Below are 26044 nucleotides of genomic sequence, written 5' to 3'. Positions count from 1 at the left end.
ACTTAATTATATTTTTCCAACATTCTTTCTACCTCACCTTTAGCTTTATCTCGCAACCAATCGGGGCTAATAATTTCTGCATCACCTCCAAATGATAAAATCCAGAAAAACACCTCTTTCCAACCTTTTACTTGCACCCGATATAAAACTGAACCATCTGCTAATTTTTCTTTTTCTTCCTGCTTATTAAATTCAGTTTCTAAAATCAATTGTGCTACATCAGAAGAAAATTTAACTTCAATTTCAGCTGGATCATTTCTCATTAACTCCCAACATTCTGTTACATAAGTATCTAAATCAAAATCATTAGGTAATTCAAAATATTGATCTAAATGTTCCCATTCTAAAATCCTACTAAAACGAAACATTCTCAATTGATTACGCAAATGACAAAACCCTACTAAATACCAATCTCTCCTGCGGAAAAAAACAGCATAGGGATCAATCTTACGCTGAGTAGTTTCATCAGAACTAAAAGAGTAATAATTTATTTTAATTCTTCTATTATTAATCAAACTAGAGATAATCGGCATCATCTTATCTGAAATTTCTGTTGCTATTTCAGGTCTGCTAGGATAAATCCCAATTCTCTTTTCTATTTCTTCAACCATAGCAACTAATTTATCAGGAAGAGTTTCTTTTAATTTCTTTTTAACCTCAGTCAATTCTCCACCAAATTGGGTATACCTCTTTAATTCAGATAAAGCAATCATTAAAGTAAAAGCTTGATTATAATTAAAATCAATTTCAGGTAACTGAATATCATTGATAAATCTAATTCCTGCACTTGTTTCAACAGGTAGCCCCGCCTCAGATAAAGCATCAATATCTCTTCTAATAGTCCTAGGGTGAACTCCAAATTCATCAGCATAAAATTGATACGTTTTTCCAGGTGCTGAAGATATGTAATCTATTAAAGAGGTCAAACGCAATAATCTATCGTATTTCATAATTCCTATCTCCTTCTTCTGTAAATATAGTATAGCATAACCCTATGACAACTGTTTGTCATAAAAAATAATTGATTTTAACAAAATATTGTTGATATATAGATAAAATTATATAATAAACTATAATTTCCTTTTTTTATGGCTTGTTTTTCATTAGTATATTTTTTCTAAAATTGATTGGATCTATTAAAATTTCACTTTCATATTTTATTTTTCTCCACATACTATATATTAATTACTGAATAAATGAGGAGGAAAATAATTGAATCTTGAATTAACTCCGCAACTAGTTAGTCAAACTGTTAAAACTGTAGAACAAAATATTTTCACCACTGATAAAATAATTCAAATCATATTATTAATAGCACTAGCATTACTAACTTTAGTAATTCACAAAAAAATCAAATTAAAGCTTACAACACTTTTAAATAATGTTACTTCTGATAAAAAATCTAAGATTTATCAAAAGTCCAAGCTATTAATAAAATCATTAATCTTACCCTTAACTTATAATCTACTACTAATATTATACATATTCTTAGCACTAAACTTTTTTTGGCCTTATAAAATAATGACTATAATTAGTGAAATTCTCACTGCTTGGTTAATCATTCGCCTGATGTCTTCTTTATTTAAAAACACATTCATCATTAGATTAGTTTCAGCCTTTATTTTAACAATTGTTACTCTTAATATTATGAATATTTATGATCGGACAATCAAATTATTAGACAATATTGACTTCACTACCGGAGAAATTAGAATTTCACTCTTATTACTTATTCAAGGGCTGTTTGTCTTATCTCTATTTATGTGGGCAGCTAGCCAAACTACTTCTTTTGTCGAAACAAAAATCAAAAACAATTCTAGTCTGACTCCATCTCTAAAAGTATTACTTAATAAAGTTATTAGATTTACTGTATTTGGCTTTGCTATCATCATTTCTTTAAGCAGTATCGGGATTGATTTAACCGCCTTTACAGTTTTAAGTGGTGGTATTGGTGTGGGAATTGGTTTTGGCTTACAAAAAATAGTTTCTAATTTTATTAGTGGCATTATTATTTTAATTGATAAATCCGTAAAGCCTGGGGATGTGATTGAAATAGATAATACATATGGCTTAATCTCTAGCTTGAATTCTAGATTTGTGTCTATTGTAACTCTTAATGGTGAAGAATATCTAATCCCCAATGAAGACCTAATCACTAAAAAAGTTGTTAACCTATCTTATAGCGATAAACTAATTCGCTTAGAAATTCCAGTCGGAATTTCTTATAATAGTGACGTTGAACAAGCAATTGCACTAATTGAGCAGGTTGCTAAAGAGCATCAGAGGGTGACTAGTCACAAAGAACCTTCTTGTTTGCTGACTGGTTTTGGCGCTAGTTCCGTTGAATTAAAATTAAAATTTTGGATCGTTGACCCTGAAAATGGACTAGACAATATTAAAAGTGAACTCTTTTTAAAAATATGGCAAGCTTTTCAATCCCATGATATTGAAATTCCTTATCCGCAACATGATTTACATCTACAGTCATTACCTACTGAACTAAAAGAATTTAGGGCCAATTAGCTCTGCGTCATGAGGTCTAAGCTATTAGCAATTAGCAAAAAGATAAAGACACCTTAAAATTTCTAAGGTGTCTAGTAAATGTTTTATTTTGTTCTGAAAATTTTAATTTGTCCAACTAAAGACTTTAGACAAGAAATCATCTAATTGATCCGTCTTAGGTTCTTCAACAATTTCTACTGGCCCGTGTTCAACAATTTCCCCTTCATGAATAAAGACAATATAATCAGCTACTTCTTTGACGAAACCAATCTCATGAGTTACAATCACGAAATCTTTCTTCTCTTTTTTTAATTCTAAAATAGTCTCTAATACATCATAAGTCAACACTGGATCAAGGGAACTAGTCGGTTCATCAAATAAAAGTACATCAGGATCAATTGCTAAAGCTCTAATAATCGCCACTCGCTGTGATTGTCCTCCACTTAACTGCTGAGGTTTTTTATTGACATGCTGTTTTAAGCCAAACTGATCGAGTAGCCTAATTGCCTTCTCTTCAGCATCTTGAGAGCTATAACCATGTACTTTTTCTAAAATAAGCGTTATATTCTCTAAGACTGTTAAATGTAAAAACAAATGATGGGATTGAAAGACAAACCCACATCTTTTATGCAATTTTTCTTTTTCTTGGCCCACATTAATATCATTTAAATGAATTTGACCGCTGCTAATACTTTCAAATCCAGCAATCATCCGCAATAAAGTGGATTTCCCACCACCGCTCGGGCCAATAACTCCGATAATATGATGGTCTTCTATATCCACATCTAATCCGTTTAAAACCTTCTTATCGCCAAATTCCTTCTCAAGTTGATTTAATTCTAATCTCATTCTATCACCTGCAGTTTCTGTTCCATATATTTAATTGACAATGAAATTGGTATAGTAATAATTAAGTATCCTAGCGCCAAGACAAGATAACCTTCAATATAAGCAAAAGTATTAGCATTAACGCCCATCATCGTATTGAAGAATTCATTGACTGCCATATAAGATAATAAAGCCGTACTCTTGACTAATAATGCTAACTGCCCTGTTAACGGCGGCAAAATATTCTTCAAGACCTGGGGCAGAACAATATATCTATAAGTTTGAAATTCACTAAATCCAAATACTTCAGCAGCTTTCCACTGCCCATCAGGAATACTTTCAATTCCCCCTCGATAAATTTCAGAAATATAGGCTGAATTATATAGAGTTAAAATAATTACCGCTGCTATAAATTTATCATTAACATAAAAGGCTCGTCCCACAATATAATATAAAATCACTACTAATACCAATAGTGGCGAGCCAAACATAACTTCATTAAATACTTTACTAATATAGCGTAAAGTTGTTATTTTAGATTCTTTCATAAAAAATAATATCAGACCAAAAATTAAACTAAAAAATAAAGACACAACACTTAATATAACAGTAGTAATCCAACCTTCTGCTATAGACCCAAAATAACCACTCAAGCTAAACCATTCATAAGTATAATTAAATCTCATCCCAATAAATGTGAATAGTGCTGTATAAAATAGTAGTGATAATAGTGCACTCCCTGGTTTGAATTCTTTAGACATTAATTAATTGCCTCCTTAAAGCCAACAAAATTACACGATTGCTTAAAACAATATCTATATAAAGCTTAACTTTATAAATTAAAAATGAAATAGTAAAAGAGAAAAATTTAAAACAAAACCTACAGGTACAGTCAAAAAATAAGCAACCCCAAAATGGTACGATCCCTGCCCCCCACTATTAAAGCAAGACTATTATTGGATTGCCCAGTAAGTTTTTCTGAGTGATATTAAATTTAGGTTATTAATGAGTCTTAATGAAGTGCAAGTAAAATCAATTTTAGACGAATTAACCTAAATTTTCAAACAAAGAAATGCTTACTGGGCAATCTTGAAGCTACACTTTAAAAGAAAAATTCTAACCCATACTTTTCAAATTTCTCTATCTTATTCTGTAAATGCTTTTCTCTAATCCGATCATAAGTTCCATCTTTTTTAGCAGTTCTAATAAACTCATTAATTTTTTTACGTAATTCATCATTCCCTTTACGCATTGCCACACCCCAACCTTTAGTATTAGGTAATGGCTCTAGAATAGCTCGAGTACTATCAGGATAATTTTGATGATGCCGGATAATAGACAATGGATCATAGATGAAGACATCACCTTTACCCTGAGATACTTCTAGTACAGCTGTGGACTCTTCTTCTACATTTTTAATATTAGCTTTAGGGGCGTTAGACTTGGCCCATAACGCTCCAATTGTGCCTGTTTTAGATACAATTGTCACCTCAGGATCATTTAAATCTTTATGAGACTGCACTTTAGAATCCTCGTGCACTAACATCATTAATTGACTATTAGTATAGGGAATAGAGAAATCTACCTTTTCAGCTCTAGCTGGTGTAATCGTCATTGAAGAAATAATCAAATCAATCTCTCTACTCATTAAAGACGGAATCAAGCTTGGATAAGGAGTATCTACTATTTCAATTTCTTTCCCTAAATAGTCTCCTAATGCTCTTGCTAAGTCAACACTAGCTCCTTTAGGATCTCCATTTTTATCTTTAGTTTCAAAAGGTGGATATTTCAATTCCATCCCTACTCTAATCACATCTTTGTCTAATATATTTTGTTCAGGCTGTGAACAACCACTAATGACCATAATTAACACTAACATTGATAAAATTATTGTCTTTTTCATTTTTATACCTCCAACAGTATCAAATATCTTAGTTTTATATTTTTCAAACTACACTGGAACTATTATTAAAACTAATTACAATTAGCATAAGTTACTATTAAGTTAATTAGATTATACTTTTCTGTTAAGATATTGTCAAGCTAGGGCCATCTACATCAATCTGTGTAATTATAATTATTTAGCAAATAAATCTTGAACTAACTCATAGCTTTTCTTCTTTCTCTCTTGATACTGCACTTGATTCCAAGTATCCCAACTATACTTTTTAACATCAGCATTATCTGCCGGCCATAAAGGAGTCAAGCTACCATTCTTTTCCCCAACTAAGCGGATACTAATACCATCTATAAACTCTGAAGAATCAAAACCAGATTGATTGAAATCACCCATTACTTCACGTTGGCTGGGATCTTTAAAGTTTAATAACCCCCAGGGAATTCTTAACTCCAAGACATTATCATTCACTGCTACATCTGTTAGCGAATTATAATTATTATCATCTGGATTACCATTTCCAAACATTAACTTTCCTGTTTCGTAATAGTCAAAAGGTAAATCTCCACCTTTCTTAAGAATCATCCGCATTGGATTAAATCCATCAATAGTATAAGGATAACTAGCAGTCACTTGATCTCCATATTCATAAGCAAAGAGATCATAATCTTCTGATACTAACACTCTTGATTGTTCTGTCCCAGCAAGTTTAACTACAAAATCTATCCCCTGCTCTAAGTTTTGACCTAACAAATTATTCTGCCCTAAATCAGGTGCAGTATCCAATAAAATATAACTTTCTTCAGTACTAAAATCTATCTGATTCTGATAATGAATCCGTAGATAAAGACCTTCGGGATTATGATTAACATACATCTTTTCAAATACACTATGATTCTCACTTTGATAAAATGATTGATCTAGATTCCAACCTTCATCAGAGCCATCAATATAAATATTCTTTTCTGCTCTCACATCAAAGTTCAGCAACCCAAAAAATTGTTCATTAGTCTGAATATCAGGCCAATATGGTCGGCGAGAAGGATTATCATAATCAGCAGTGTTCCAGGTTCGTTTAAAGTATTCATCCTGCCAACTAAAGATTAAGCCGCCCATCAAATTTTGATTTTTAATATCATTAAATAATTTTACAACTCCTTCTCCCTGCTCTGTTTCCGATAAAAAACCTTGGTTCAAATTATTTTGAGCACTATTATGAGCTTTTCCTCTCGAACTAGGAACTCCAAATTCTGCTACTAAAATAGGCACTTGATGCACATTTTTTAATTCAGCTAAATATTGAGCATAATTATTACTATCATATTTTAAATTTATATACTCCGGATAATAAGGATAAACATGATAAGAGGCAAAATATCCAGCATTAAAGCTCGACTTAGGCTCTATATGATCCGCATTAATCGAAGCTAAGCGCTGACTTAATTCTGGTTCATTAGCCTTAGATTTATTTTCAATAGCATCTGTTGTAACCCAGTTAGTAAAACTAATAGAACGCTGTTTATTATATTTATTATCTTCATATTGCACTGCAGTTTCCATTCGTTGGGCCAACCATATTTCAAACGGGTCAGCATTAGTGGTTTTAAAATAATCCCCATTAAAATCTGATACATTCTCTTGATTAGTATTATGGACTAAATCCGGATTCCATTCAATTCCTAGAATGTAGCCCAAAACATATTGCGATACATCATGCTTATAAACACCACTAGCATGACCAGGTCTAGGTTCAATGATCGACTGACCATGAACAACATCAATCACATCTTTGATTTCTGCTTCAAACTCATCTATCACTTGCTCACTAAATACATCACTCTCTGGAGCTAGCCCTTCTTCCTTGGCCCAAACCCCATGTAGTATATAAATAGGCTGGCTATGATTTTGATTATATTCCCATAATGCTTCATAAAAACCAGGAGGATGGATAGTATAAACTCTAATTGCATTAGCATTCATCTCTCCAATCATCTCTAACCACCGCGAATATTCTGCTTTAGTAATTGCAGTATCACCTGGAAAATGATTAGGCTTTCCTAACCCTAAATTGACTCCTTCTACTATAAAATCATTACTCCACTGCCCCTCATGAAAAGATTGAAACTTGCCATCATTATTAATTCTAGAGATTACTTGTCTATCTTTTGAAAACTGAGTTAAATCAGGATCTAATTTAGTTATTTGGTCCTCGCTAACTTCAATAACCTGTCCATAATTAAAATAATCTTCGTGTTCAACACGTACTATATATGTTCCTTCTTCTAATTTACGCAGTCCCCAATTATTATCTTGAGTTTTAGTTTCTCCATCACTAATAATAATTTGAGAATTATCAATTGTTGCCTGATCCCAAGTTTCAGGAGGCAGTAAATTTAATTTTCCATAATCAATACTCTTCTCTAAACTATCACTACTGCTACAACCTGCTAATAACAAAATTAATAATAAACTACAAAACAACTTTTTTATCATTTAGACTACCCCCTCAGTTAAAATTTAGTGGTCAGACTCAGGTTAATCTCATGAGTATTAAAATCATGGTCATAGTAGCGATATATTTCTCCTTCTCCACTTAAATCATAATCAAGTAAATCATAAATACGGTAATTATAGCTTAAATTCAAACTACTCTGTTCACTTAGTTGATAATTAAAATTGAAGTCTACATCATGCAACAACCCTTCAGTCCAAGCTGCTTGATTATTCCCCACTTCAAAATCTATATCATGATACTCTATATTATACTGCCCGTTAAAATCCCAGCGCGAATTAACCTTATAAGCACCATCAAATCCTAAAATATAAATATTTTCTGTGATTTGATTACTTAGATTAGGATTGTGATTATGATATTTATTATTTTCTTGTTCCCAAACATAACGTCCACTAATATTAAAATTATAATCTCTAGCAATTAAAATTTTATATTTGCTATACAGATGAATCGTATCTAAGGTCTTATCTTTATACCCCGGGCTATAATTACTATCTCGATCTTCATTCTCTGTTGCCTCTTCTGTTGGATCAACTACAATAGAAGGATCAGTATCATTAGTAGTTACTTCATGAGTGTAAAACAGACGAGAATAAACACGAGCTCTTTCACTAATAAGTCCCAATTCATATGTTTTAATCTGATTATCTTCTAACTGTTCCGCCACCCCTAAATTTTGTACATAAGGGTCTGCCTGAATATAAGAATTAGTCCGCATAAAATCACTATATTTAAACTTTAAAGTAGATTTCCATCGAGGGGGTAATCTATAATTTCCTGTAATCTTATAGCCTTGATTATAATCATTTTCTCTAAACCTATATTCTTCTTCATACTTTGTTGTTCTAATAGGTGCATATAATTCATGCACATCTTGATAACTAAATTCTGTGTTTAACTTAGAATTAAGCTCAGTAGAAAAATTTAATACAGTTAAATTACCATAAACTTCTTCACTATACCTCTCATCTTCTTGGGCTGAACGAGCTAAATCTGCATCTATACCTAACCACTTTCGCGGTTGATAATCCACAGTCAAACTATAATTATTTTGTGACTGAATATCATTAATTTCCTCTTCTTGAGGAACAGTTTTCAAGGCTGTTGTCCCAATAGTTAAATTCTCTTTAGCTAAGAAATTAGTATCTAAACCATAAACATTTATATCTGAAGTAAAATCTTCTATATCTTCTTCAACCTGCAAATAAAGAGGTAGCACTTTTAAATTATTATAATTAATTTCAGCTATTGCTCCTGCAGTTGCCTCTTCATTATTACATTCTTTTTTCTCACTATTACTAAATATATATTTACTAAGTTCAGGTCTAACTCTTGTTCCTATTCTAAATTTAACACTATCCTGCCAAGCTAAATCAAATAAAAAATCATCTAAAGTTAAATCATCACTATCACCTTCTAATAACCCTAATCTTATTTTACTCTCTCCCCAGGAAAACTGATGATTAAAGCGAGTTATTAGACACTGTTCAAATTCTGAATCATAAATTTCACTATTATATTTAGAAAAAACATCTTCAATATATTGTCCATTATCACTATTAACACTTATGTTATTAAGTTTATATTCAATTTCCCCCGAAAAATCAACTTTAGCTTCAGAACTAAAGTTGATCAGAAATAATACTACTATTACAATCAACAAAGTCTTTTTTTTCATATTGTAATCGGCAGTGTAATCCCTATATAGGGATAAACTTGCCTGACTACCTCCTTTCTGCTTTAATACAAATTACTTAAATTATTATAATTTATACATTAAGTTAAAATCGCAAAATAAAATTTACTACTGCTAAAATGTGAAAATACAACATCATATTACATTATTCTTCATTTATCTTTAATTACCTTGCGTTTTTATAAATCTTTTAAAATTTGTTCTAAAGTCAATTCAGCAATATTTTAAGCAAAACAAAAAAATAAAAAAGCTATTTAGTTCAAGATCAATCTTGAACTAAATAGCTTAATCTAATCATTATGATTTTCTAATTAAAAAACTTTAGTTAAGGATATATTTATATCAGTAGTAGCATCATCACCTAGCTGAACATAAGGTAAATAAGCAATATCTATTTGAGTCTGCTGATTATAATTGTAAGTCAAACCTACATTCACATGATTTAATCTTGGTGTAGATAGCTTTTCATCATCATTATTTTTAGCAAACAATCTATGTTTACTACCCACTCGCAGCGTAACTTTTTCAGTAATAATACTTTCTGCACCCCAATTGAAATCAATTTTAGTGTAATCATCCTGATTATAAAAATCAAGTCCATAAGCTAAAAAAGAATCCTTATATCTAGAGTTTTTACCAATAGCAATTTTTTGACTTTCCTCAGACTCATCATCATAAAACTCAAGATCAATTAGAGCAACTATACTTTCATCTTTATTAATTTCTTTAGTTCTTCTTAAAAATAAATTAGTATTATCTTCATAAATATTATCATATAATTGAAAACCATGATTAATACCTAGAGATCCATCAATTGTAATTGTAGCAGAAGGTTGATAGACAAACCCGCCCTCTAATACAACCTCATTCTCATCTTTCCAATCGACCATTCCTACTCGACCACCAATTGCTAATTTATCATCAATCTGTATTGCATCTGCAATGCGAAAACTTAGTACATCATCTCTATCTTCATGTGAATTAATATCAGCATAAATTCCTAAAGTATTATTAGACTGTAATTGATAAGCTACCTTGGGAGCCAAGAAAAAATAATTTTCATCATCTTCTAATCTCAGGTGCATATCCATAAATAATTTATTATCATTAATTCGAGATAATTGAGCTGAATTTAATTCTAAATCAATTGCTTCATCACTGACAATTCCTACTAACCCCCCATTCCCTAGCACTCTCATTCGATTTGTAGTAGCATTAGCTACTGTAGTACTAGCTAATATAATTACTAATCCCAACATAATCATTAAACCTTTTCTCTTCATAATTTCTAGAATCCTCCTCATATAAATTTTAATTTACTCTCTAAATAACTTATTATAGACCTATAATCAATTTCCTGCAATAAATGTAAAAAAATACTATATAGATAATTGATTAAAATAATAATTATCATATGTTATAATTTATCTTAAGATAATAAAAATTATTTAAAATGGAGGTGTGAGACCTGATTATAAATCCTATTTTTATATCTATGCTTTATAATCAGGGATAATTATGGATTTAAAAACTAAATTAAGTATTTTATCAGATGCAGCTAAATATGATGCCTCCTGTTCTTCTAGCGGCAGTAGTCGCTCTAACAAATCTGGAGGAGTAGGCAATGCTGCCCGGAATGGTATTTGTCATAGTTGGTCTGAAGATGGACGTTGTATTTCACTATTAAAAATTCTTTTTACTAATAACTGTATTTATGATTGTGCTTACTGTATTAATCGAGCTTCAAATGATAAGCAGAGAGCTTCATTTACGCCTGAAGAAGTAATTAAATTAACTATTAACTTCTATCGCCGCAATTATATTGAAGGCTTATTTTTAAGTTCAGCAGTAGAAAAAAATCCTGATTACACTATGGAACAAATGCTTGAAGTTGTTAAAAAGTTAAGAGAAGAACATAAATTTAATGGTTATATCCACTTAAAAGCAATCCCAGGGGCTGATTCACAACTGATTCAAGAAGCTGGTACTTATGCTGATAGAATGAGTGTCAACATTGAACTACCATCTAATGATGGTTTGCAAAAACTAGCCCCTGGTAAGAAGAAAGAAGATATTTTAAAGCCTATGAATATGATTGGCTCTAAAATTGTAGAAAGTAAAGCTAACAGAAAAAAATATAACAATGCTCCTCAATTTGTCCCAGCAGGTCAAAGCCCCCAGTTAATAGTTGGAGCTACACCTGAGCCTGATTATCAAATTTTAAGACTATCAGAGAGTCTTTATCAAAAAATGAATTTAAAACGGGTTTATTATTCGGCTTATGTGCCTGTAAATCAAGATTCTAATTTACCTGCTATTCCTAAACCGCCTTTATTAAGAGAACATCGTCTTTATCAGGCAGACTGGTTACTGAGATTTTATGGTTTTTCAGCGGATGAATTATTAAATGAAGGCAATCCTGAACTAGATTTAGATTTTGACCCGAAAATGGATTGGGCTTTAAGAAACTTAGATATATTTCCGATAGAAATTAATAAGGCAGGCTATGATACATTACTTAGAATTCCAGGAATTGGAGTGCGATCAGCTAAAAAAATAATTTCAGCACGGCAGGAAAAAGCACTCAATTACCAAGACCTCAAAAAAATTGGTCCTGCTCTTAATAGGGCCAAGTACTTTATTACTTGCCGCGGAAAATATTATGGTGACTTTGCTTTTAACCCTGATTCTCTACGGCAAAAACTCAAACATAAGGTGGGCAAACAGGATAAATACACACAATTATCGCTCTTTTAAGGATTATTATTAACGATTTCGAGGTGACAATATGCTTTATTTTATTTATGATGGTAGTTTTCAAGGCTTTCTAACCGCTATTTATGAAGCTTTTTACAGTGACAACCCCCCTGAACAAATAGTCAGTGAAGAAAATTTCACTACTAATTTATTTAGTACTACTAAAAAAATAGAAACGGACGAAGAAAAATCTGATAAAGTATATGCGGCTATTAAAGATAAAATTTCTAGTTATACTCTTAGAACTGTTTATTATTGTTTTTTATCTGAATTAGAAGAAATTGAAATCAACTTATTTCATTACCTGAAATTAGCTTTTAAAGAAGGAGGACAAGTCAATAAATTTCACTCTAATGATATAGTCAAAAAAATAAAATCAGCCCGCAGAAAAGTTAGTCGTGAAGCACACCGGATGAAAGGTCTACTGCGCTTTAGAACTTTGAAAAATGGAGTTTATTACGGGCCAATGGAACCAGATTACAATATTATCGAAATTTTAGCTCGTCATTTTGCCAAAAGACTGAGTGATCAAGACTGGATCATCCATGACCTATCTCGAGAGTGGGCAGCAATTTATAACCAACAAGAATGGGCTTTAACTCCTTTAACTGAAACAGAAATTGAATTATCAGCTATGGAAGAAGAATATCAAGATCTCTGGCAAGAATTTTTTGACAGCATTGCTATTGAAAATCGTCAAAACAAGAAATTGCAACAGCAAAACATGCCTAAAAAATATTGGAAACACTTAGTAGAAAAAAATAACTAAGGCAATATCTCAGTTGGTATACAAATTTTCTGTCCAATCAATAAACCACTAGAATCAACACCTGGATTAGCTGCCTGCAAATCTTCAACTGACACTCTAAATTTACGAGCAATTGAATAAAAAGTATCTCCTTCTTGCACCAAATAAGCCGTTGACCCTTCCGGACATTCTACTGGCGGTGTAGCCACAGGAATGCATATCACCTCTCCAATCTGTAAATTATCAGGATCTAATCTAGGATTAGCCTCTTGTAAATCATCAGCAGAAATATTAAATCTCTGGGCAATTTTGTATAGACTATCTCCAGCCTGAATCCGATAATAATTTTCTTCCGGACAAGAGGGGAACCTTTTTTGCAATGGTACACATAAAGCATCTCCTACTTTTAAATTATTGGGATTAATTCCTGGATTAGCACCAATCAAAGCTGAGATAGTAGTATCAAAATTTTGAGCTATTTTATATAAAGTATCCCCTTCTTTAATTATATATTCTTCAGTATCGGGAGGACAATCTCTACCATTAGGCATCAAATCACTCCTTTCTTTAGTTGTTATAATATTATATTCCTGATTCTAGTAAATGTTAATCTATATAAAGTGGCACTATCGTGCCACTAGCTAGTAGATAAAAGCTAGTGGCTAGTAGTAAATTCAAAACCAAAAAACAGTTCATAGCTTTGAATTATTGAATACTAGGTTAATGTTTTAGGTTTTGAATTTGATTTTATGTTTTTAACTACTAGCTCCTAGCTACTTACTTCTAGCTATAAAGCTTCACTGCAAAGTGAAGCTTTATATAGAAAAAGAGCAACTACGCTTTAAAACGCAATTGCTCTTAAAATATATCTTTCATTCTATTTTAATGCTCACTCGTTACTATCATTCTGTTCTTCTTCTATTTCTTCATAATCTGTAATATCAATTACTTCCTCATCATTATCCACAGTATAATCATCATGATAACTTTCTTGCTGATTTGTGTGGTCATTTCTATTGAGATTATGAGACACAACAAAATTACTCAAGATTTTATCTCGCACAATTTTTCTCATGATTGGTCTAGTAAATGGTACAATCAATAAAAACCCTAAAGTATCTGTAATCAATCCTGGGGTTAATAGCATTGCTGAGCCAACTAAGACTAGCCCTCCATCTAGCAATTCATCTTTGGGCATTTGGCCCTGGTTAAATTTCATTTTAATATCAGAAATAATTGCTAAGCCCTGCTGGCGCGCAATTGAAATACCTACTACACCAGTCCCTGCTACTAATAAAATAGTAGCACCTAAACCTATGACACCACCTAATTTAATCAATAACATAAATTCTAACAAAGGAACTATACTAAATATCAAAATTAATTTAAGCAACATACTATCACTTCCTTAATAGTAAAAATGCGCAGCTAAATAGCTGCGCACTTAATATCTTAACCATTTTAAAACTTTTATAGTACTTTAGCTTCACCTTTATAAATTAAACCACGAATACTATCTACTGTAACAGTATCACCAGTTGATAAATCTCTAACTGCTCCTGATACTCCTACAATTACTGGAATATCTAATTCCATTCCTTTAGTAGCAGCATGAGATGTAACTCCTGGTTCTTCTGTAATTAATGCTACTGCTTTTTCTAATGCTGGAGCATAAGCTTTAGTAGTTTCTGGTGCTACCAAAATATCTCCATCTTCAATATTTTCAATTGCATCATCAGCATTTTCAGCTACGCAAATTTTCCCACTTGCTGCTTTATTTCCTACTCCAACTCCACGTAAAGCAGCTTCTCCAACAATTTCTACTTTTAATAGATTAGTTGTACTTGGTACTCCTGGTGCTCCAGCAGTAATTACTGCTAAATCACCATTCTCAATATAACCAGCTTCTTTAGTAGCTTCTACTGATTTATCAATCATTTCATCAGTATTTTGAGTGATATCTGCTAATACTGGCTTAACTCCCCAAGATAGAATTAATTTATTAAATACTTTCTTGTTTGGTGTTACTGCAATAATTGGAGCATATGGTCTATACTTAGAAACCATACGAGCCGTATATCCAGAACGAGTAGAAGTAATAATAGCCGATGCATCTAATTCATAAGCTGTCTTACAAGTATCATGACAGATAGAATTAGTAATTGTTTTAGCTGGTGTTAAATCTGGTCGATCAATTAATTGCTCATATTGTAATGCCTTTTCTGTTTCTCTTGCAATTCTATTCATTGTATCAACAGAAGCGACTGGATAATCCCCCATAGCAGTTTCTCCAGATAACATTGTAGCATCGGTACCATCATAGATTGCATTAGCTACGTCACTTGCTTCTGCTCTTGTAGGTCGTGGATTTTCAATCATAGAGTCAAGCATTTGAGTAGCAGTAATAACTGGCTTACCTGCTCTATTACACTTCTTAATCATCATTTTCTGAGCAGCAGGAACTTCTTCTGGTGGAATTTCTACACCTAAGTCACCTCGAGCAACCATTAAACCATCAGCTACTTCTAGAATTTCATCAACATTTTCTACTCCTTCTTGGTTCTCTATCTTAGCAATAATATTAATATCTGCATCATGTTCTTCTAAAATTTCTCTAATTGATAATACATCATCAGCTTTTCTAATAAATGAAGCAGCAATAAAGTCAACTTCATTTTCAATCCCAAATTTAATATCATTAACATCTTTCTCAGTAATTGCTGGTAATCTAACTGGTACTCCTGGTAAATTAACTCCTTTTGTAGATCCTAATTTACCTCCGTTAATTACTTCACAAGTTATCTCTGGGTCTTGGATTTCTTTAACCTCTAAACCAATTAACCCATCATCAACTAAAATAGTGTCTCCTGTTTCTAAATCATCACAAATTCCTTTGTAAGAAATAGAAACTTTATCACTATTTCCAGCAATGTCTTCAGTAGTCACTATAAATTCTTGCCCTTTTTCTAAGTACACTTTTTCATCAGTTTCTAATTTTCCAGTTCTAATTTCAGGACCTTTAGTATCTAACAAGATAGCAGCCTTACGATCACCCTCATTGTTATTAGTAATTTCTCTAATTCTTTCTAACTTTGCTTTTTGCTCTGCATGGTCTCCATGAGAAAAGTTTAACCGCGCTACATTCATTCCAGCATCAATCAATTCAGTTAAAGTCTCTTTATCATCACTTGCAGGTCCTATTGTACAAACTATTTTTGTTCTTCTCATTTAATTTCTCCCCCTTAATTTATGTTCATCCTTAAGATAAAATAGTTGATAACTCGTATAAGTCCATATCTAGTTCTTTTTCTTGCTCAATTGCATCTTTAATTGGTGATGCCTGAACTTGACTATTAACTAATCCCACCATTACATTAGATTCTCCTGCCAATAGTCTATCTACAGCAGCAGCTCCTAATCTACTAGCCAATAATCTATCTCTGCCTGTTGGAGCCCCTCCTCTTTGAATATGACCTAAAATAGTAACTCGGGCTTCAAATTCAGTACGATCACTAATCTCTTTACTTAAAGCAAAAGCAGGACTTTCATTCATTTCACGATTAGTTTCAAATCTTTGACCTTCTAGTTCTACACCTTCAGCAACTAGAATAATGCTATGTATCTTTCCTTCTTCATAATCTTTCTGAATTGTCTGACATACTTCGTCAACATCAGTTTTCCGCTCAGGCACTAAAATAGATTCTGCGCCTCCTGCTAATCCAGCTGCTAAAGCTAAGAAACCAGCATGTCTACCCATTGTTTCAATTACAAATGCTCTTTCGTGAGAACTAGCTGTATCACGAATTTTACTAATCGCATCAATAATAGTATTTAAAGCTGTATCATAGCCAATAGAATCATGAGTACAAGCAATATCATTATCAATAGTAGCAGGTACTCCAATAGTATTAATGCCAGTTTCTTCTGATAGTAGTTTAGCTCCAGTAAAAGAACCATCTCCACCAATTACTACTAAATTTTCTATACCTTTAGACCGCAATTTCTCAGCAGCTTTTTTACGCCCTGCTGGAGTTCTAAACTCATCACAACGAGCTGAACGCAAAAAGGTTCCACCTTGACCAATAACATCACTTACTGAACTACTATTTAATTTTATAAAATCTCCATCTATAACACCTGCATAACCTCTTTGAACTCCAAATACTTCAAGGCCTTCACTAAGTGCTTTCCTAACAACAGCTCTAACTGCTGCATTCATGCCTGGTGCATCTCCACCACTAGTAAGAACAGCTAAATTACTCATTTTTTTATTAATCCCCTCCCTAAAATTAATACTTACTATTCTTTAATCTGACCCATCTTTCTGAATTTATTATATCTAAGCTCTAATAATTCATCCTGAGATAGTTGTTGTAATTGCTTAATTTCTTTAAGAATTTCCTCTTTTAATAATTTAGCACTACGTTCATAATCTCTATGAGCACCACCAGGAGGTTCAGCAATAATATCATCTATAATATCTAGTTCAAGTAAATCCTTAGCAGTTAATTTCAAGGCTTCAGCAGCAGTCTCAGCTTGATCAGAATCTTCCCATAAAATAGCAGCACAAGCTTCAGGAGAACAAACAGAATAATAGCTATATTCTAACATTAAAATTTTATCTCCAACACCTATACCTAAGGCACCTCCACTGCCTCCTTCACCAATTACCACTATAATAATAGGAACTGTTAAATCTATCATTTCTCGCATATTGCGAGCAATTGCTTCTGCTTGACCTCTTTCTTCAGCTCCAATACCAGGATAAGCTCCAGGAGTATTAATTAAAGATATAATTGGCCGATCAAATTTTTCAGCCTGTTTCATTAAACGCAGAGCTTTACGATAACCTTCTGGATGAGCCATACCAAAGTTTCTCTTTATATTTTCTTTGGTAGTCTTACCTTTTTGGTGACCAATAATGGTTACTGCTTCATCACCCAGTTTACCAATCCCACCAACTAAAGCTTTATCATCACTAAAATTGCGATCACCATGTAATTCTATGAATTCATCACACATCATCTGAGTATATTCTAAAACTGTCGGCCGTTCAGGATGACGGGCTATCTCTAAAATTTGCCACGGCTCTAAATTAGCAAATATTTCTTCCCGCACAGTATCTGCTCTATTTTTCAATCTATCAACCTCATCAGTTAAATCTATATCTTTCGTCTCCATAAATTCAGTTAATTCATTAATCTTTTCTTCTAACTCAATCAGAGGTTGCTCAAAATCTAATTTATTGTCCCCCATTATCGTCACCTCTAACATTATGAATATCTAATAATTTTCCTAACAAATCTTTTAGTTCTTTTCTTTCAACCACTTTATCGATCATTCCATTCTTTTGTAAAAATTCAGAAGTTTGAAAATTATCAGGTAATTCTTTATTAATAGTTTGTTTAATTACTCTAGGACCAGCAAAACCTACTTTAGCCCCGGCTTCACCAATATTAATATCACCTAAAGAAGCAAAACTAGCTGAAATACCACCAAAAGTCGGGTCAGTTACTATAGAAATAAATAATTGACCAGCATCATCTAATTTTTTCAAAGCAGCGCTAGTCTTAGCCATTTGCATTAAGGATAACATTCCTTCATACATTCTAGCACCACCGCCACCTCCAGCAACAATAATCAAAGGCAATTCTAATTCGATGGCTCTTTCAATAGCTCTAGTTATTTTCTCTCCTACAACTGAATTCATACTACCCATCAAGAATCTGTAGTCTAAAGCAACTAAAGAAACTTCATAACCATTAACTTTACCTACTCCAGTCAATACAGCTTCTTTCAAATCAGTTTTTTCTTGATATTTCTTAATTTTATCTTCATAATTAGGAAAATCTAGCGGATTTCCAGCTTCTAAATCACCATCATATTCCTCAAAGTCATCTTCATTATCAACTAATAGTGAAATTCTTTCTGTAGCTGTTAAGCGGAAATGATAGTCGCATTCTGGACAAACCTTTAAATTTTCTGCCAATTTTTTGTTAAAGATAATTTCTTCACATTCGTCACACTTAGTCCATAAATCATCCGGCATTTCTTTCTTTCGTTTCTGTTCATTTGTCTCTTCATCTCTGTTTTTAGTTCTTTTCTTTGTTTCAACAGTCACATATTTTGATTTACTACTAAAAAAGTCCTTTAACAAGACTTCCACCTCACCCTAAACATATCATTTTATTCTTTACATATTTAAACTTTTTAATTACATCTCCTTTGATTTTAAAAAGATGCTTTTTTAAGACTCTATCAATATTATACACAAAAACAAAATTGATAAAACATAATACTTAGTATTTTACTCCACAATATACTGCTCATATTATACCATATAATCAATAAAATGCAACTATTCTACTATTAAATTATCTTAGAGCAGAGAAACTAGTCTATGAAAATAAATTACTAAAAAAAGATTTAAGAATTTTCTTACTTTTTATTTTAAGATACTCAAGCCTTAAATTCAATCTAAATTCTGCAATACTTTGGTCTCTATATTTAGATTCCAAAGATAAATTCCTAATTATAAAATCATTTAACCCCTGAGAAACCCAGGGGTTAAATTCAGAAACAGGCAATAAACTATCCTCAATAATTCTTTCTTTAACAGCTAAAGGTGGTTGAAAAGTAAAATAATAATATAAAATAGCTGCTAAACTATAAACATCTGAACTAGGACCTTGTTTACTTTCTTCTGAATGAAATTCCAAGGGGGAATAACCAGGGGTTAAAACTCTTCTTTTATTTTCCGTAGTTGTATATTGAACTGCCGAACCAAAATCTATTAATATCGGTTTATCGGTGTATATTATATTAGTAGGTTTTAAATCACGGTGAATGTAGTTTTGTTCATGAATGCTAGCAACTGTCTTTAATAACGGATAAAAAACTTGCAGTAGAAACTTTCTTAAGTCTAACTGCTGTTGCTTAAAATAATCTTTTAAATTTGCTCCTTGATAATACTTTAATACTATATATCCAGTATTATTAGCTTTAAAGTAATCATAGCAGCAAGCAACACCAGGACTTTTAATCTGTTTCATGATTTTAGCTTCTTGTAAAAAGAAACTCACTTCTTTTTTTAATGATTTTTGATTAGAGTATTTTGGGACAACTTTTATTCCATCAAGGTCTCTAAGTACTAATTCCTGTGGAAAAAATTCCTTGACTATTACCTTTTCTCCAGTGATAGAATTAACAGCCAAGTAGACAATAGACAAATTACTTTTAGGCACTAATTTATCTTTAACTAGATATTTATCATTTAGAATTGTTCCTTTTGGTAGATATAAATAATCAACTTTTTGATTATGAATAACCATCGTTAATTACTCCTTTAAAGAAAATAGACGTTCAAAAAAACCTTTCTGTTCATTTTTAGCTTTATCAATTTTTTCTTGAATTCGGTTAAAATCTTTTAATTTATTTACCTTACTATAAATCCCTTGAGCTTGTTTGTAATTGATAACTGCTTTTTTATAATTTTCTTCCCCTGCTAACTGATCTCCTAACTTTTCATATTCTTTAGCTTTGTTAAATGTTTTAGCTACTTCTACACTAATAATTTTTTCTCCTAATTTATTAGCTTTAGTCTCTAATTGAGCATTTTTATAAATTTCTTGAGCTTGTTGATAACTACTTATAGCCTGTTCATATTTTTGATTATCAAACTGTCTGTCTCCTAGTTCTTCTTTATTTTCAGCTTCAGTTAATAATTTAATCTCTTTAACACTTTTTACCTTTTCTCTAACTTTAGAAATTCTATCTGATAATCCATATTCTGAATATATCTTTTCGGCCTGTTTATAATTGAATAATGCCTCAGAGAAGTTCTGCTTATTTAATTGAATTGCGGCAGTATCCTCATATTCCTCAGCCTTTTTTATAATTGAACGATTATTAATTTGTTTGATCTTATTATTGATCTCACTGACTTCTTTAGTTAAACCTAAATTAGAAGAAATAACTTTGGCTTCAATATATTTATTAATCGCACTTTTATAATCCCCAATCTGTAAATACTCATTCGCTTCAGCTCTAATCTCTTTAATTTTCTTGTTCTGGTCATCATTACTCAGCTTTTCATCTATCTTTTTTAACTGCTGATCAATTTTTTTCACTTCATCTTGCAAGCTAAATTCACGATAGATTTCTAAGGCTAAATTATATTTCTGCTTTGCTTCACTATAGGCAGCAGAATTATAAGATTCTGTTCCTTCTCGCTCATAGTCTTTTCCCTTTAAAATTCTGGTCAAACGGAAAATTTTATTTTCAATCTCTTTAAGATTATACTCTCCTACTTTTAAATAAATCAGTTTTGATTCTTTATAATCAGAGCCCCTACATAATCTTTAGCAGTAACCTTCTTATCTCCCTCTGCTTCTAATTCTTGAGCATTAACAAGCTCTAATTGTTTATTAATTTTAGCTACTTCCTCATCTTTGCCTAATTTTTTAAAACTCTCTTTAGCTTTTTGTAATTCTGGTCTAGCTTTTCGCCCCTGCCCTTTTTTAATCAGACGGTTAGCTCGATTAAATTTACTTTTAGCAGCCATCACTTTAGCTCTAATTTTACTAACTCGTTTATTATAAAGAAAGACTCCTCCAGATAAAAACAAAATAGGGATTAAGATCATAGCAATTTTCTTAATAGAAAACTTCTTTTTTCCTACTTTTTCCTGCAGTACCTTATTAGCAAATACTGAAACAACCGAATAATTATCTAAACTATTGCTAGCCTGACTCAGCATTTTCAATTCTAACTTTTCAACTAATTCTTGAGGACTTTTTACTTCTTCTAAATCAGATTCTAAATCATAATCACTGATATGCTCCCAAAATCCAGAAGTACAAAGAATTAAAATATCATCATCTTTCAGTTCAGTTTTCTTAGCAATTGTAGGGCTAATACTCTTTTCTTGACCTAAATACTGCTCTAAATTATTTCTTTCTTGATGCTGATTCAACTGTTGTTCCCCTATATCTCCTACCTCTACCATCATCTGAGCAATACTATGGTCTTTAGTTTTAGCTTTAATCTTTTCTTTCCGTAAATGATATAATCTAGTATTACCTATATAACCCCAACGTAGGGAATGGTAATCACTAACTACAACTAATACTGTCGACTGCAAACTCATAGTTCTACTTTCTTCTTTTAATCGCTGGTGAGAATTTTTAATATATTTCTTAATCTTTCTTTTTTTTAAAGATGGTTTCTCTCTAAAATCATTTAAAATACTATTAACTACTATTTCTGCACTTAAGATATCTGTAGCTGAATCTAAACTATCAGCTAAGACCCAACAAGCATAGTCATCTAATTCTAAATAAGCAAAATAATCTTTATTGATTTTAAAATCTCCGGGGGAAGTAATAAATTTAGTCCCGAAATCACTATTTTCTCGCCTCATTGCCGTCCCTCCATCTAATTTAATTTTTTGCTAATACAACCACAGTTGCATTATCTTGTTTAGGTTGCCCTTTGGACATAACTTTTGCTATAATTTCTTCTGCTACTATTTGGTCTTCCTTTTGCTGCTTTAATAATTGACTCAACTCTAATTCTGAAATACTATCATAAACTCCATCAGTACAGAGAACCAGCCTATCTCCTCTCTGCAATTCAATTGGATCTATACTATAATCTATTTCTGCTAAATTTTCTTGTCCTAAATAACTAGTTAATCGTTCACGCTGGGGATGATTTAACATTTTATAGCGACTGATTTCTCCCGCCTGATAAGAATTTTGTAGTTTTTTAGCAAATATATGATCTGTATTTAACTGCTTTAACTGTTGATTACGATATAAATATAAATGACTATCCCCTACCGCAATCCAATATAATAAATCTTTTTTTAACAGAACTGCTATTAAAGTAGTACCAATTTTTTCAATCTCCATTCTTTGTTGTAACTTTTGATTACTATCTTCTACAGTATTAACTAAAAATTGACTGACTGAATTAATATCATAAGTTCTACAAAATTGTTCCATAAAGTTTTTAGTAACTAATTCACTCGCCTCTTTGCCAGAATGAAAACCACCCATTCCATCAGCTACAACAGCCAGCACTTGATCTTCATCTTTAATAGTAGCAAAAGAATCTTCCTGCCTTTTTCTAGTCCCTATATTTTGAGCATTAGCAATACTTAGTGCAGGAAGCTCTCTGTTATCTTTACTATAATACTCCAAAGCAAATTTAAGAGCAATTAATAGAGTTATCGTTACTAACAAAAGTTGCGGTAAACCCAATATCATTTTCTCCTCTCCAACTTCCTGATTGTTTTTTTAAACTTCATTTTCCCACTCAAAGTGTTGCCCACATAACGGAATAAATATAAATTTACTCTCTCCCATATCTATTACATCATAGGGTGTTAAATCTGTTGGAGAATAGACAGCTTCTCCATTAATATAAACTATTCCAGTTGTATCAGCACCAGGAATCATCACAAAATTACGCTCTTTAGGATTGTAACTGATAATTGCATGATTACGACGCGAAATTTTCTGGTCTCCTTTAATACTAATATGCATATCTTCTGAACGGCCAATGAAGTTTCTTTCACTCCTGATTTGATAATCTTGACCTCTTTCTACTCCTTCAATGCAAACTACCCAACCCACTACGGGATTAGATCCGTCCTGACCATCCCAATAGGCTAATGTTTTTTCACCAGTTTGGGGCTGATTTTGTTCTTGTTGCTGCGGACGACTTTGCTGTGAATTTTGGTTTTCTTCTAACACATCTGCATCACAATAAGGACACTTATCATACTTTTTTGGATTATATAAATGTCCGTTTTGACATCTACTCATATTCATAATTTACCCTCCTAAGTTCTACTGAATCATTAGTTTAGTATTAGCAATATACAGAGTATCTCCAGCATTTATTTTATATGGTTGTCCAGGATTTACTTTGGATTTTTTACTATCATATTTGCGGCGAATCCCACTACCATTTAAAGAATCTAAATCTTCAAAATACCACTTGTTCTCTGCATTATTTAAAACAGCATGTTCTCGGCTGATCAAAGATGAATAAGTTGCCCGCGACAAATCTACATCAACATTATTAACTTCGGCTTTTTTTCCTACTAATAGGGCAGTTTTATCATTTAAAGTCCACTGTTCAATTATCTTCCCTGTATCATCCTTTAAAATCAGCTTGTTAATATTTTGATATTCGACTTCATTATCTTTAAATTGTCTAATCTTTTTAACTAAAAAAAAGATAGAAATTACTGCAACTATGCCTAGACTACTAAAAAATAAATATGGATTTTTATATTTCAAATTCAGATAAGTTAATTCACCTATAACTCCCACAATAATCAAAAAATTAATAACTTTCAGCCACATTCCTTTATTACTTCTCGTTTTAGCAGGGTTTTTATTCTGCTTGATTTTTCGTCGCAATAAATAATTTCTAATATGACGAGGAATATTAATCAGCCGCAAGAACTTCTTCATAACTCAAATCCTCCCTTTGTTTATTTCTTACCTACCCCAAAAAAACTGTTGAATAAATCATCTGTGTTTAAACCTTCACCTTCATCTTCCTCCTCCTTGATCTTTTCTTTAGTTTCAGGATCAAAACCAAAATAGTCTTTAAATCGCTCCTCAAATTTATCAAAATCACCTTGACTAAAATTGCTCTGTGATTTACTTTTCTTTTGACTTTGCTTAGCACTCTTTCTATGCTGCCGAGAATGCTGCTTTAGTTTTTGATCATATTTTGCTCTACTTTCCTCTGAACTCAGTATTTCATAGGCTTTAGTAATCTCTTTAAACTTCTGCTCAGCATTTTTTTCCTTACTAATATCCGGATGATACTTTTTGGATAATTTACGATAGGCTTTCTTTATTTCTGCATATTCTGCATCAAAACTAACCCCTAAAATCTTATAATAATTTTTCATTAAATTATTTTGCTCCTTTCTTTTTTATCCATATAAAGTAGCACTTTTGTGCCACTTTATATTAAGACAGTTTAGGTCAAAAGCTAAAAACATAAAGTCAAAACCAAAGTGCACAATCAAAAAATAAGTAATCTCAAAATAGTCTATTCCTGCTCCCACCATTAAAGTAAGACTGCCTTGGATTAAGATAAAATTGTTTCACAACGACTTTAAATCTAGTTTGTAGACAAGTCTTAATGAAGTAAAAAATAATTAAATTTTGTATTGTTTAATTTCTTTTAATTAAGTTAAATTTAATTATTTTTACAAGTTTAGACGAATCAAACTAGATTCAGGAGTGAAGAAATCATTTTATCTTAATCCCGCCGCTACACTTTATATAAGATTAATCTATTAATATTTTATTCTCTCGCTTCATTTGGGTGTTTTTAAATTGATACCGCGATAACTGCCTAATTATTTGAGTTAAATAATTATATATTTCTAAATTGCTATAACTCTTTTGCGTTAATTCTAATTTTCTTGTTAAATAACTTTTTATTAACTCCCTACTAACTGTTCTTGCTTGGAGAGTTTGCATGGCAAAAGAAATATCAAATTGATTATCCGTATCGCTATTTAAAATTTTATGTGCGAAAAAATCCATAATTAAGGGATGCATAGTAAATTTCCCTAAATTAGAATACTTAACATGAATAATATTAACTGTGTTGTATTCAGTAGCAAAATCAGAAAACTCATTGTAATCTGTCCTTAATTTTGCTCCTTCCCTCAGCTTAAATCTCCCTAATTCGAATTCATTTTCTGCTAATTCCGTTCCCGAACTCAATAATAGTTCGCTATCCCAAGTTTTAAATTCATTACTTTCTTCAGCTGTAGGAAATTTAATTTTGATTATCATATCTTCATTAGTCGGTTGATAGGCTATTCTTTCAGCTTCAGTTAGCAAATATATCCGACCATTAAACTTAATAAGACCTGCTTGGATGACAATTTCTTCTCCTACAATTTCAAGAGCACTTCCGGCTAAAACCCCTTCTGAGTAATCAGCAAAATAAAGGTCCACTACATCACGGGGGAAATCACGTAAATTCTTCAATAGCTCTTTTTTTAAAATAGCACCTCTATTGAAAAATGGGAATTGATTATTATACAAAATATCA

General features: G+C 31.8%; 24 protein-coding genes. 3 read left to right on the top strand and 21 right to left on the bottom strand.

Features of this window, described 5'->3' with window-relative positions:
- Window positions 1–2 precede the first annotated feature (2 nt).
- Window positions 3–950 carry a helix-turn-helix transcriptional regulator gene (locus tag JOC47_RS02355; RefSeq protein WP_204700367.1) on the bottom strand — a complete coding sequence of 316 codons (948 nt, stop codon included), beginning with the start codon at window positions 948–950 and terminating at the stop codon, window positions 3–5.
- Window positions 951–1212: 262 nt separating this feature from the next.
- Between JOC47_RS02355 and JOC47_RS02350 the strand changes: the two genes are divergently transcribed.
- Window positions 1213–2523: a mechanosensitive ion channel family protein gene (locus JOC47_RS02350; protein WP_204700366.1), complete on the top strand. Its 1311-nt coding sequence runs from the start codon at window positions 1213–1215 to the stop codon at window positions 2521–2523.
- Between the two features lie 102 nt (window positions 2524–2625).
- On the opposite strand, the gene JOC47_RS02345 is transcribed toward JOC47_RS02350, so the two are convergent.
- From JOC47_RS02345 to JOC47_RS02320, 6 genes are all read right to left on the bottom strand, one after another.
- Entirely contained in the window at window positions 2626–3351 is a 726-nt protein-coding gene (locus tag JOC47_RS02345; RefSeq protein WP_204700365.1) for an amino acid ABC transporter ATP-binding protein, read from the bottom strand.
- Entirely contained in the window at window positions 3348–4091 is a 744-nt protein-coding gene (locus JOC47_RS02340; RefSeq protein WP_204700364.1) for an amino acid ABC transporter permease, read from the bottom strand. Before JOC47_RS02340 ends, JOC47_RS02345 begins: the two co-directional genes overlap by 4 nt.
- A gap of 341 nt (window positions 4092–4432) precedes the next feature.
- On the bottom strand, window positions 4433–5233 hold the full coding sequence (locus JOC47_RS02335; RefSeq protein WP_204700363.1) for a transporter substrate-binding domain-containing protein: 801 nt from the start codon (window positions 5231–5233) through the stop codon (window positions 4433–4435).
- Between the two features lie 174 nt (window positions 5234–5407).
- Window positions 5408–7720: a hypothetical protein gene (locus tag JOC47_RS02330; RefSeq protein WP_204700362.1), complete on the bottom strand. Its 2313-nt coding sequence runs from the start codon at window positions 7718–7720 to the stop codon at window positions 5408–5410.
- A gap of 17 nt (window positions 7721–7737) precedes the next feature.
- On the bottom strand, window positions 7738–9420 hold the full coding sequence (locus tag JOC47_RS02325; RefSeq protein ID WP_204700361.1) for a porin family protein: 1683 nt from the start codon (window positions 9418–9420) through the stop codon (window positions 7738–7740).
- 329 nt (window positions 9421–9749) lie between these two features.
- Window positions 9750–10721 carry a hypothetical protein gene (locus JOC47_RS02320; RefSeq protein ID WP_204700360.1) on the bottom strand — a complete coding sequence of 324 codons (972 nt, stop codon included), beginning with the start codon at window positions 10719–10721 and terminating at the stop codon, window positions 9750–9752.
- Between the two features lie 235 nt (window positions 10722–10956).
- On the opposite strand from JOC47_RS02320, the gene JOC47_RS02315 reads away from it, so the two are divergent.
- Together JOC47_RS02315 and JOC47_RS02310 are read left to right on the top strand one after the other, a co-directional pair.
- Window positions 10957–12195 carry a putative DNA modification/repair radical SAM protein gene (locus JOC47_RS02315; RefSeq protein ID WP_204700359.1) on the top strand — a complete coding sequence of 413 codons (1239 nt, stop codon included), beginning with the start codon at window positions 10957–10959 and terminating at the stop codon, window positions 12193–12195.
- A 31-nt stretch (window positions 12196–12226) separates the two neighbouring features.
- Entirely contained in the window at window positions 12227–12964 is a 738-nt protein-coding gene (locus JOC47_RS02310; protein WP_204700358.1) for a TIGR03915 family putative DNA repair protein, read from the top strand.
- On the opposite strand, the gene JOC47_RS02305 is transcribed toward JOC47_RS02310, so the two are convergent.
- From JOC47_RS02305 to JOC47_RS02240, 14 genes are all read right to left on the bottom strand, one after another.
- A complete protein-coding gene (locus JOC47_RS02305; RefSeq protein WP_204700357.1) occupies window positions 12961–13494 on the bottom strand; it encodes a LysM peptidoglycan-binding domain-containing protein in 534 nt (177 codons plus the stop codon). The two genes, JOC47_RS02310 and JOC47_RS02305, sit on opposite strands and share 4 nt — an antisense overlap.
- 338 nt (window positions 13495–13832) lie before the next feature.
- Entirely contained in the window at window positions 13833–14339 is a 507-nt protein-coding gene (locus tag JOC47_RS02300) for an FxsA family protein (protein WP_239550872.1), read from the bottom strand.
- Window positions 14340–14413: 74 nt separating this feature from the next.
- Window positions 14414–16171: a pyruvate kinase gene (gene pyk, locus JOC47_RS02295; protein WP_204700356.1), complete on the bottom strand. Its 1758-nt coding sequence runs from the start codon at window positions 16169–16171 to the stop codon at window positions 14414–14416.
- Between the two features lie 31 nt (window positions 16172–16202).
- On the bottom strand, window positions 16203–17207 hold the full coding sequence (pfkA, locus tag JOC47_RS02290; RefSeq protein ID WP_204700355.1) for a 6-phosphofructokinase: 1005 nt from the start codon (window positions 17205–17207) through the stop codon (window positions 16203–16205).
- Window positions 17208–17242: 35 nt separating this feature from the next.
- Window positions 17243–18199, bottom strand: coding sequence for an acetyl-CoA carboxylase carboxyltransferase subunit alpha (locus tag JOC47_RS02285; protein ID WP_204700354.1), 957 nt, complete (start codon window positions 18197–18199; stop codon window positions 17243–17245).
- The gene (accD, locus tag JOC47_RS02280; protein WP_204700353.1) at window positions 18186–19100 is read right to left on the bottom strand and encodes an acetyl-CoA carboxylase, carboxyltransferase subunit beta; all 915 of its coding nucleotides are present in this window, start codon (window positions 19098–19100) and stop codon (window positions 18186–18188) included. Before accD ends, JOC47_RS02285 begins: the two co-directional genes overlap by 14 nt.
- Before the next feature lie 241 nt (window positions 19101–19341).
- Window positions 19342–20274, bottom strand: a complete 933-nt coding sequence (locus JOC47_RS02275; RefSeq protein ID WP_204700352.1) for a serine/threonine protein kinase — start codon at window positions 20272–20274, stop codon at window positions 19342–19344.
- 6 nt (window positions 20275–20280) lie between these two features.
- Window positions 20281–21207 carry a hypothetical protein gene (locus JOC47_RS02270; protein ID WP_204700351.1) on the bottom strand — a complete coding sequence of 309 codons (927 nt, stop codon included), beginning with the start codon at window positions 21205–21207 and terminating at the stop codon, window positions 20281–20283.
- 56 nt (window positions 21208–21263) lie between these two features.
- A complete protein-coding gene (locus tag JOC47_RS02265; protein ID WP_204700350.1) occupies window positions 21264–22364 on the bottom strand; it encodes a PP2C family protein-serine/threonine phosphatase in 1101 nt (366 codons plus the stop codon).
- Window positions 22365–22383: 19 nt separating this feature from the next.
- Entirely contained in the window at window positions 22384–23214 is an 831-nt protein-coding gene (locus JOC47_RS02260) for a PP2C family protein-serine/threonine phosphatase (protein WP_204700349.1), read from the bottom strand.
- A 30-nt stretch (window positions 23215–23244) separates the two neighbouring features.
- Window positions 23245–23781 carry an FHA domain-containing protein gene (locus JOC47_RS02255; RefSeq protein ID WP_204700348.1) on the bottom strand — a complete coding sequence of 179 codons (537 nt, stop codon included), beginning with the start codon at window positions 23779–23781 and terminating at the stop codon, window positions 23245–23247.
- A gap of 18 nt (window positions 23782–23799) precedes the next feature.
- Window positions 23800–24432 carry an FHA domain-containing protein gene (locus tag JOC47_RS02250; protein WP_204700347.1) on the bottom strand — a complete coding sequence of 211 codons (633 nt, stop codon included), beginning with the start codon at window positions 24430–24432 and terminating at the stop codon, window positions 23800–23802.
- Between the two features lie 20 nt (window positions 24433–24452).
- Complete coding sequence (locus tag JOC47_RS15615) at window positions 24453–24881, bottom strand: DnaJ domain-containing protein (protein ID WP_204700346.1); 429 nt, start codon at window positions 24879–24881, stop codon at window positions 24453–24455.
- 385 nt (window positions 24882–25266) lie between these two features.
- Window positions 25267–26037: a hypothetical protein gene (locus tag JOC47_RS02240; RefSeq protein WP_204700345.1), complete on the bottom strand. Its 771-nt coding sequence runs from the start codon at window positions 26035–26037 to the stop codon at window positions 25267–25269.
- Window positions 26038–26044: the final 7 nt, after the last annotated feature.

It is taken from the genome of Halanaerobacter jeridensis (assembly GCF_016908315.1).
In the GTDB taxonomy this organism is placed as follows: domain Bacteria; phylum Bacillota; class Halanaerobiia; order Halobacteroidales; family Halobacteroidaceae; genus Halanaerobacter; species Halanaerobacter jeridensis.
Note: the sequence above shows the minus strand (reverse complement) of the source record. Positions and strands in the feature narration are given on the sequence as shown.

Bases quoted from the DNA above. Each gene is read 5' to 3' on its own strand.
- JOC47_RS02275 (WP_204700352.1), bottom strand. From the start codon at position 20,274: ATGGTTATTCATAATCAAAAAGTTGATTATTTATATCTACCAAAAGGA.
- JOC47_RS02265 (WP_204700350.1), bottom strand. From the start codon at position 22,364: ATGAGGCGAGAAAATAGTGATTTCGGGACTAAATTTATTACTTCCCCC.
- JOC47_RS02310 (WP_204700358.1), top strand. From the start codon at position 12,227: ATGCTTTATTTTATTTATGATGGTAGTTTTCAAGGCTTTCTAACCGCT.
- JOC47_RS02255 (WP_204700348.1), bottom strand. From the start codon at position 23,781: ATGAATATGAGTAGATGTCAAAACGGACATTTATATAATCCAAAAAAG.
- JOC47_RS02250 (WP_204700347.1), bottom strand. From the start codon at position 24,432: ATGAAGAAGTTCTTGCGGCTGATTAATATTCCTCGTCATATTAGAAAT.
- JOC47_RS02315 (WP_204700359.1), top strand. From the start codon at position 10,957: ATGGATTTAAAAACTAAATTAAGTATTTTATCAGATGCAGCTAAATAT.
- JOC47_RS02325 (WP_204700361.1), bottom strand. From the start codon at position 9,420: ATGAAAAAAAAGACTTTGTTGATTGTAATAGTAGTATTATTTCTGATC.
- JOC47_RS02345 (WP_204700365.1), bottom strand. From the start codon at position 3,351: ATGAGATTAGAATTAAATCAACTTGAGAAGGAATTTGGCGATAAGAAG.
- JOC47_RS02320 (WP_204700360.1), bottom strand. From the start codon at position 10,721: ATGAAGAGAAAAGGTTTAATGATTATGTTGGGATTAGTAATTATATTA.
- JOC47_RS15615 (WP_204700346.1), bottom strand. From the start codon at position 24,881: ATGAAAAATTATTATAAGATTTTAGGGGTTAGTTTTGATGCAGAATAT.
- JOC47_RS02300 (WP_239550872.1), bottom strand. From the start codon at position 14,339: ATGTTGCTTAAATTAATTTTGATATTTAGTATAGTTCCTTTGTTAGAA.
- JOC47_RS02285 (WP_204700354.1), bottom strand. From the start codon at position 18,199: ATGGGGGACAATAAATTAGATTTTGAGCAACCTCTGATTGAGTTAGAA.
- pyk (WP_204700356.1), bottom strand. From the start codon at position 16,171: ATGAGAAGAACAAAAATAGTTTGTACAATAGGACCTGCAAGTGATGAT.
- JOC47_RS02355 (WP_204700367.1), bottom strand. From the start codon at position 950: ATGAAATACGATAGATTATTGCGTTTGACCTCTTTAATAGATTACATA.
- JOC47_RS02335 (WP_204700363.1), bottom strand. From the start codon at position 5,233: ATGAAAAAGACAATAATTTTATCAATGTTAGTGTTAATTATGGTCATT.
- JOC47_RS02305 (WP_204700357.1), bottom strand. From the start codon at position 13,494: ATGCCTAATGGTAGAGATTGTCCTCCCGATACTGAAGAATATATAATT.
- pfkA (WP_204700355.1), bottom strand. From the start codon at position 17,207: ATGAGTAATTTAGCTGTTCTTACTAGTGGTGGAGATGCACCAGGCATG.
- JOC47_RS02340 (WP_204700364.1), bottom strand. From the start codon at position 4,091: ATGTCTAAAGAATTCAAACCAGGGAGTGCACTATTATCACTACTATTT.
- JOC47_RS02330 (WP_204700362.1), bottom strand. From the start codon at position 7,720: ATGATAAAAAAGTTGTTTTGTAGTTTATTATTAATTTTGTTATTAGCA.
- JOC47_RS02260 (WP_204700349.1), bottom strand. From the start codon at position 23,214: ATGATATTGGGTTTACCGCAACTTTTGTTAGTAACGATAACTCTATTA.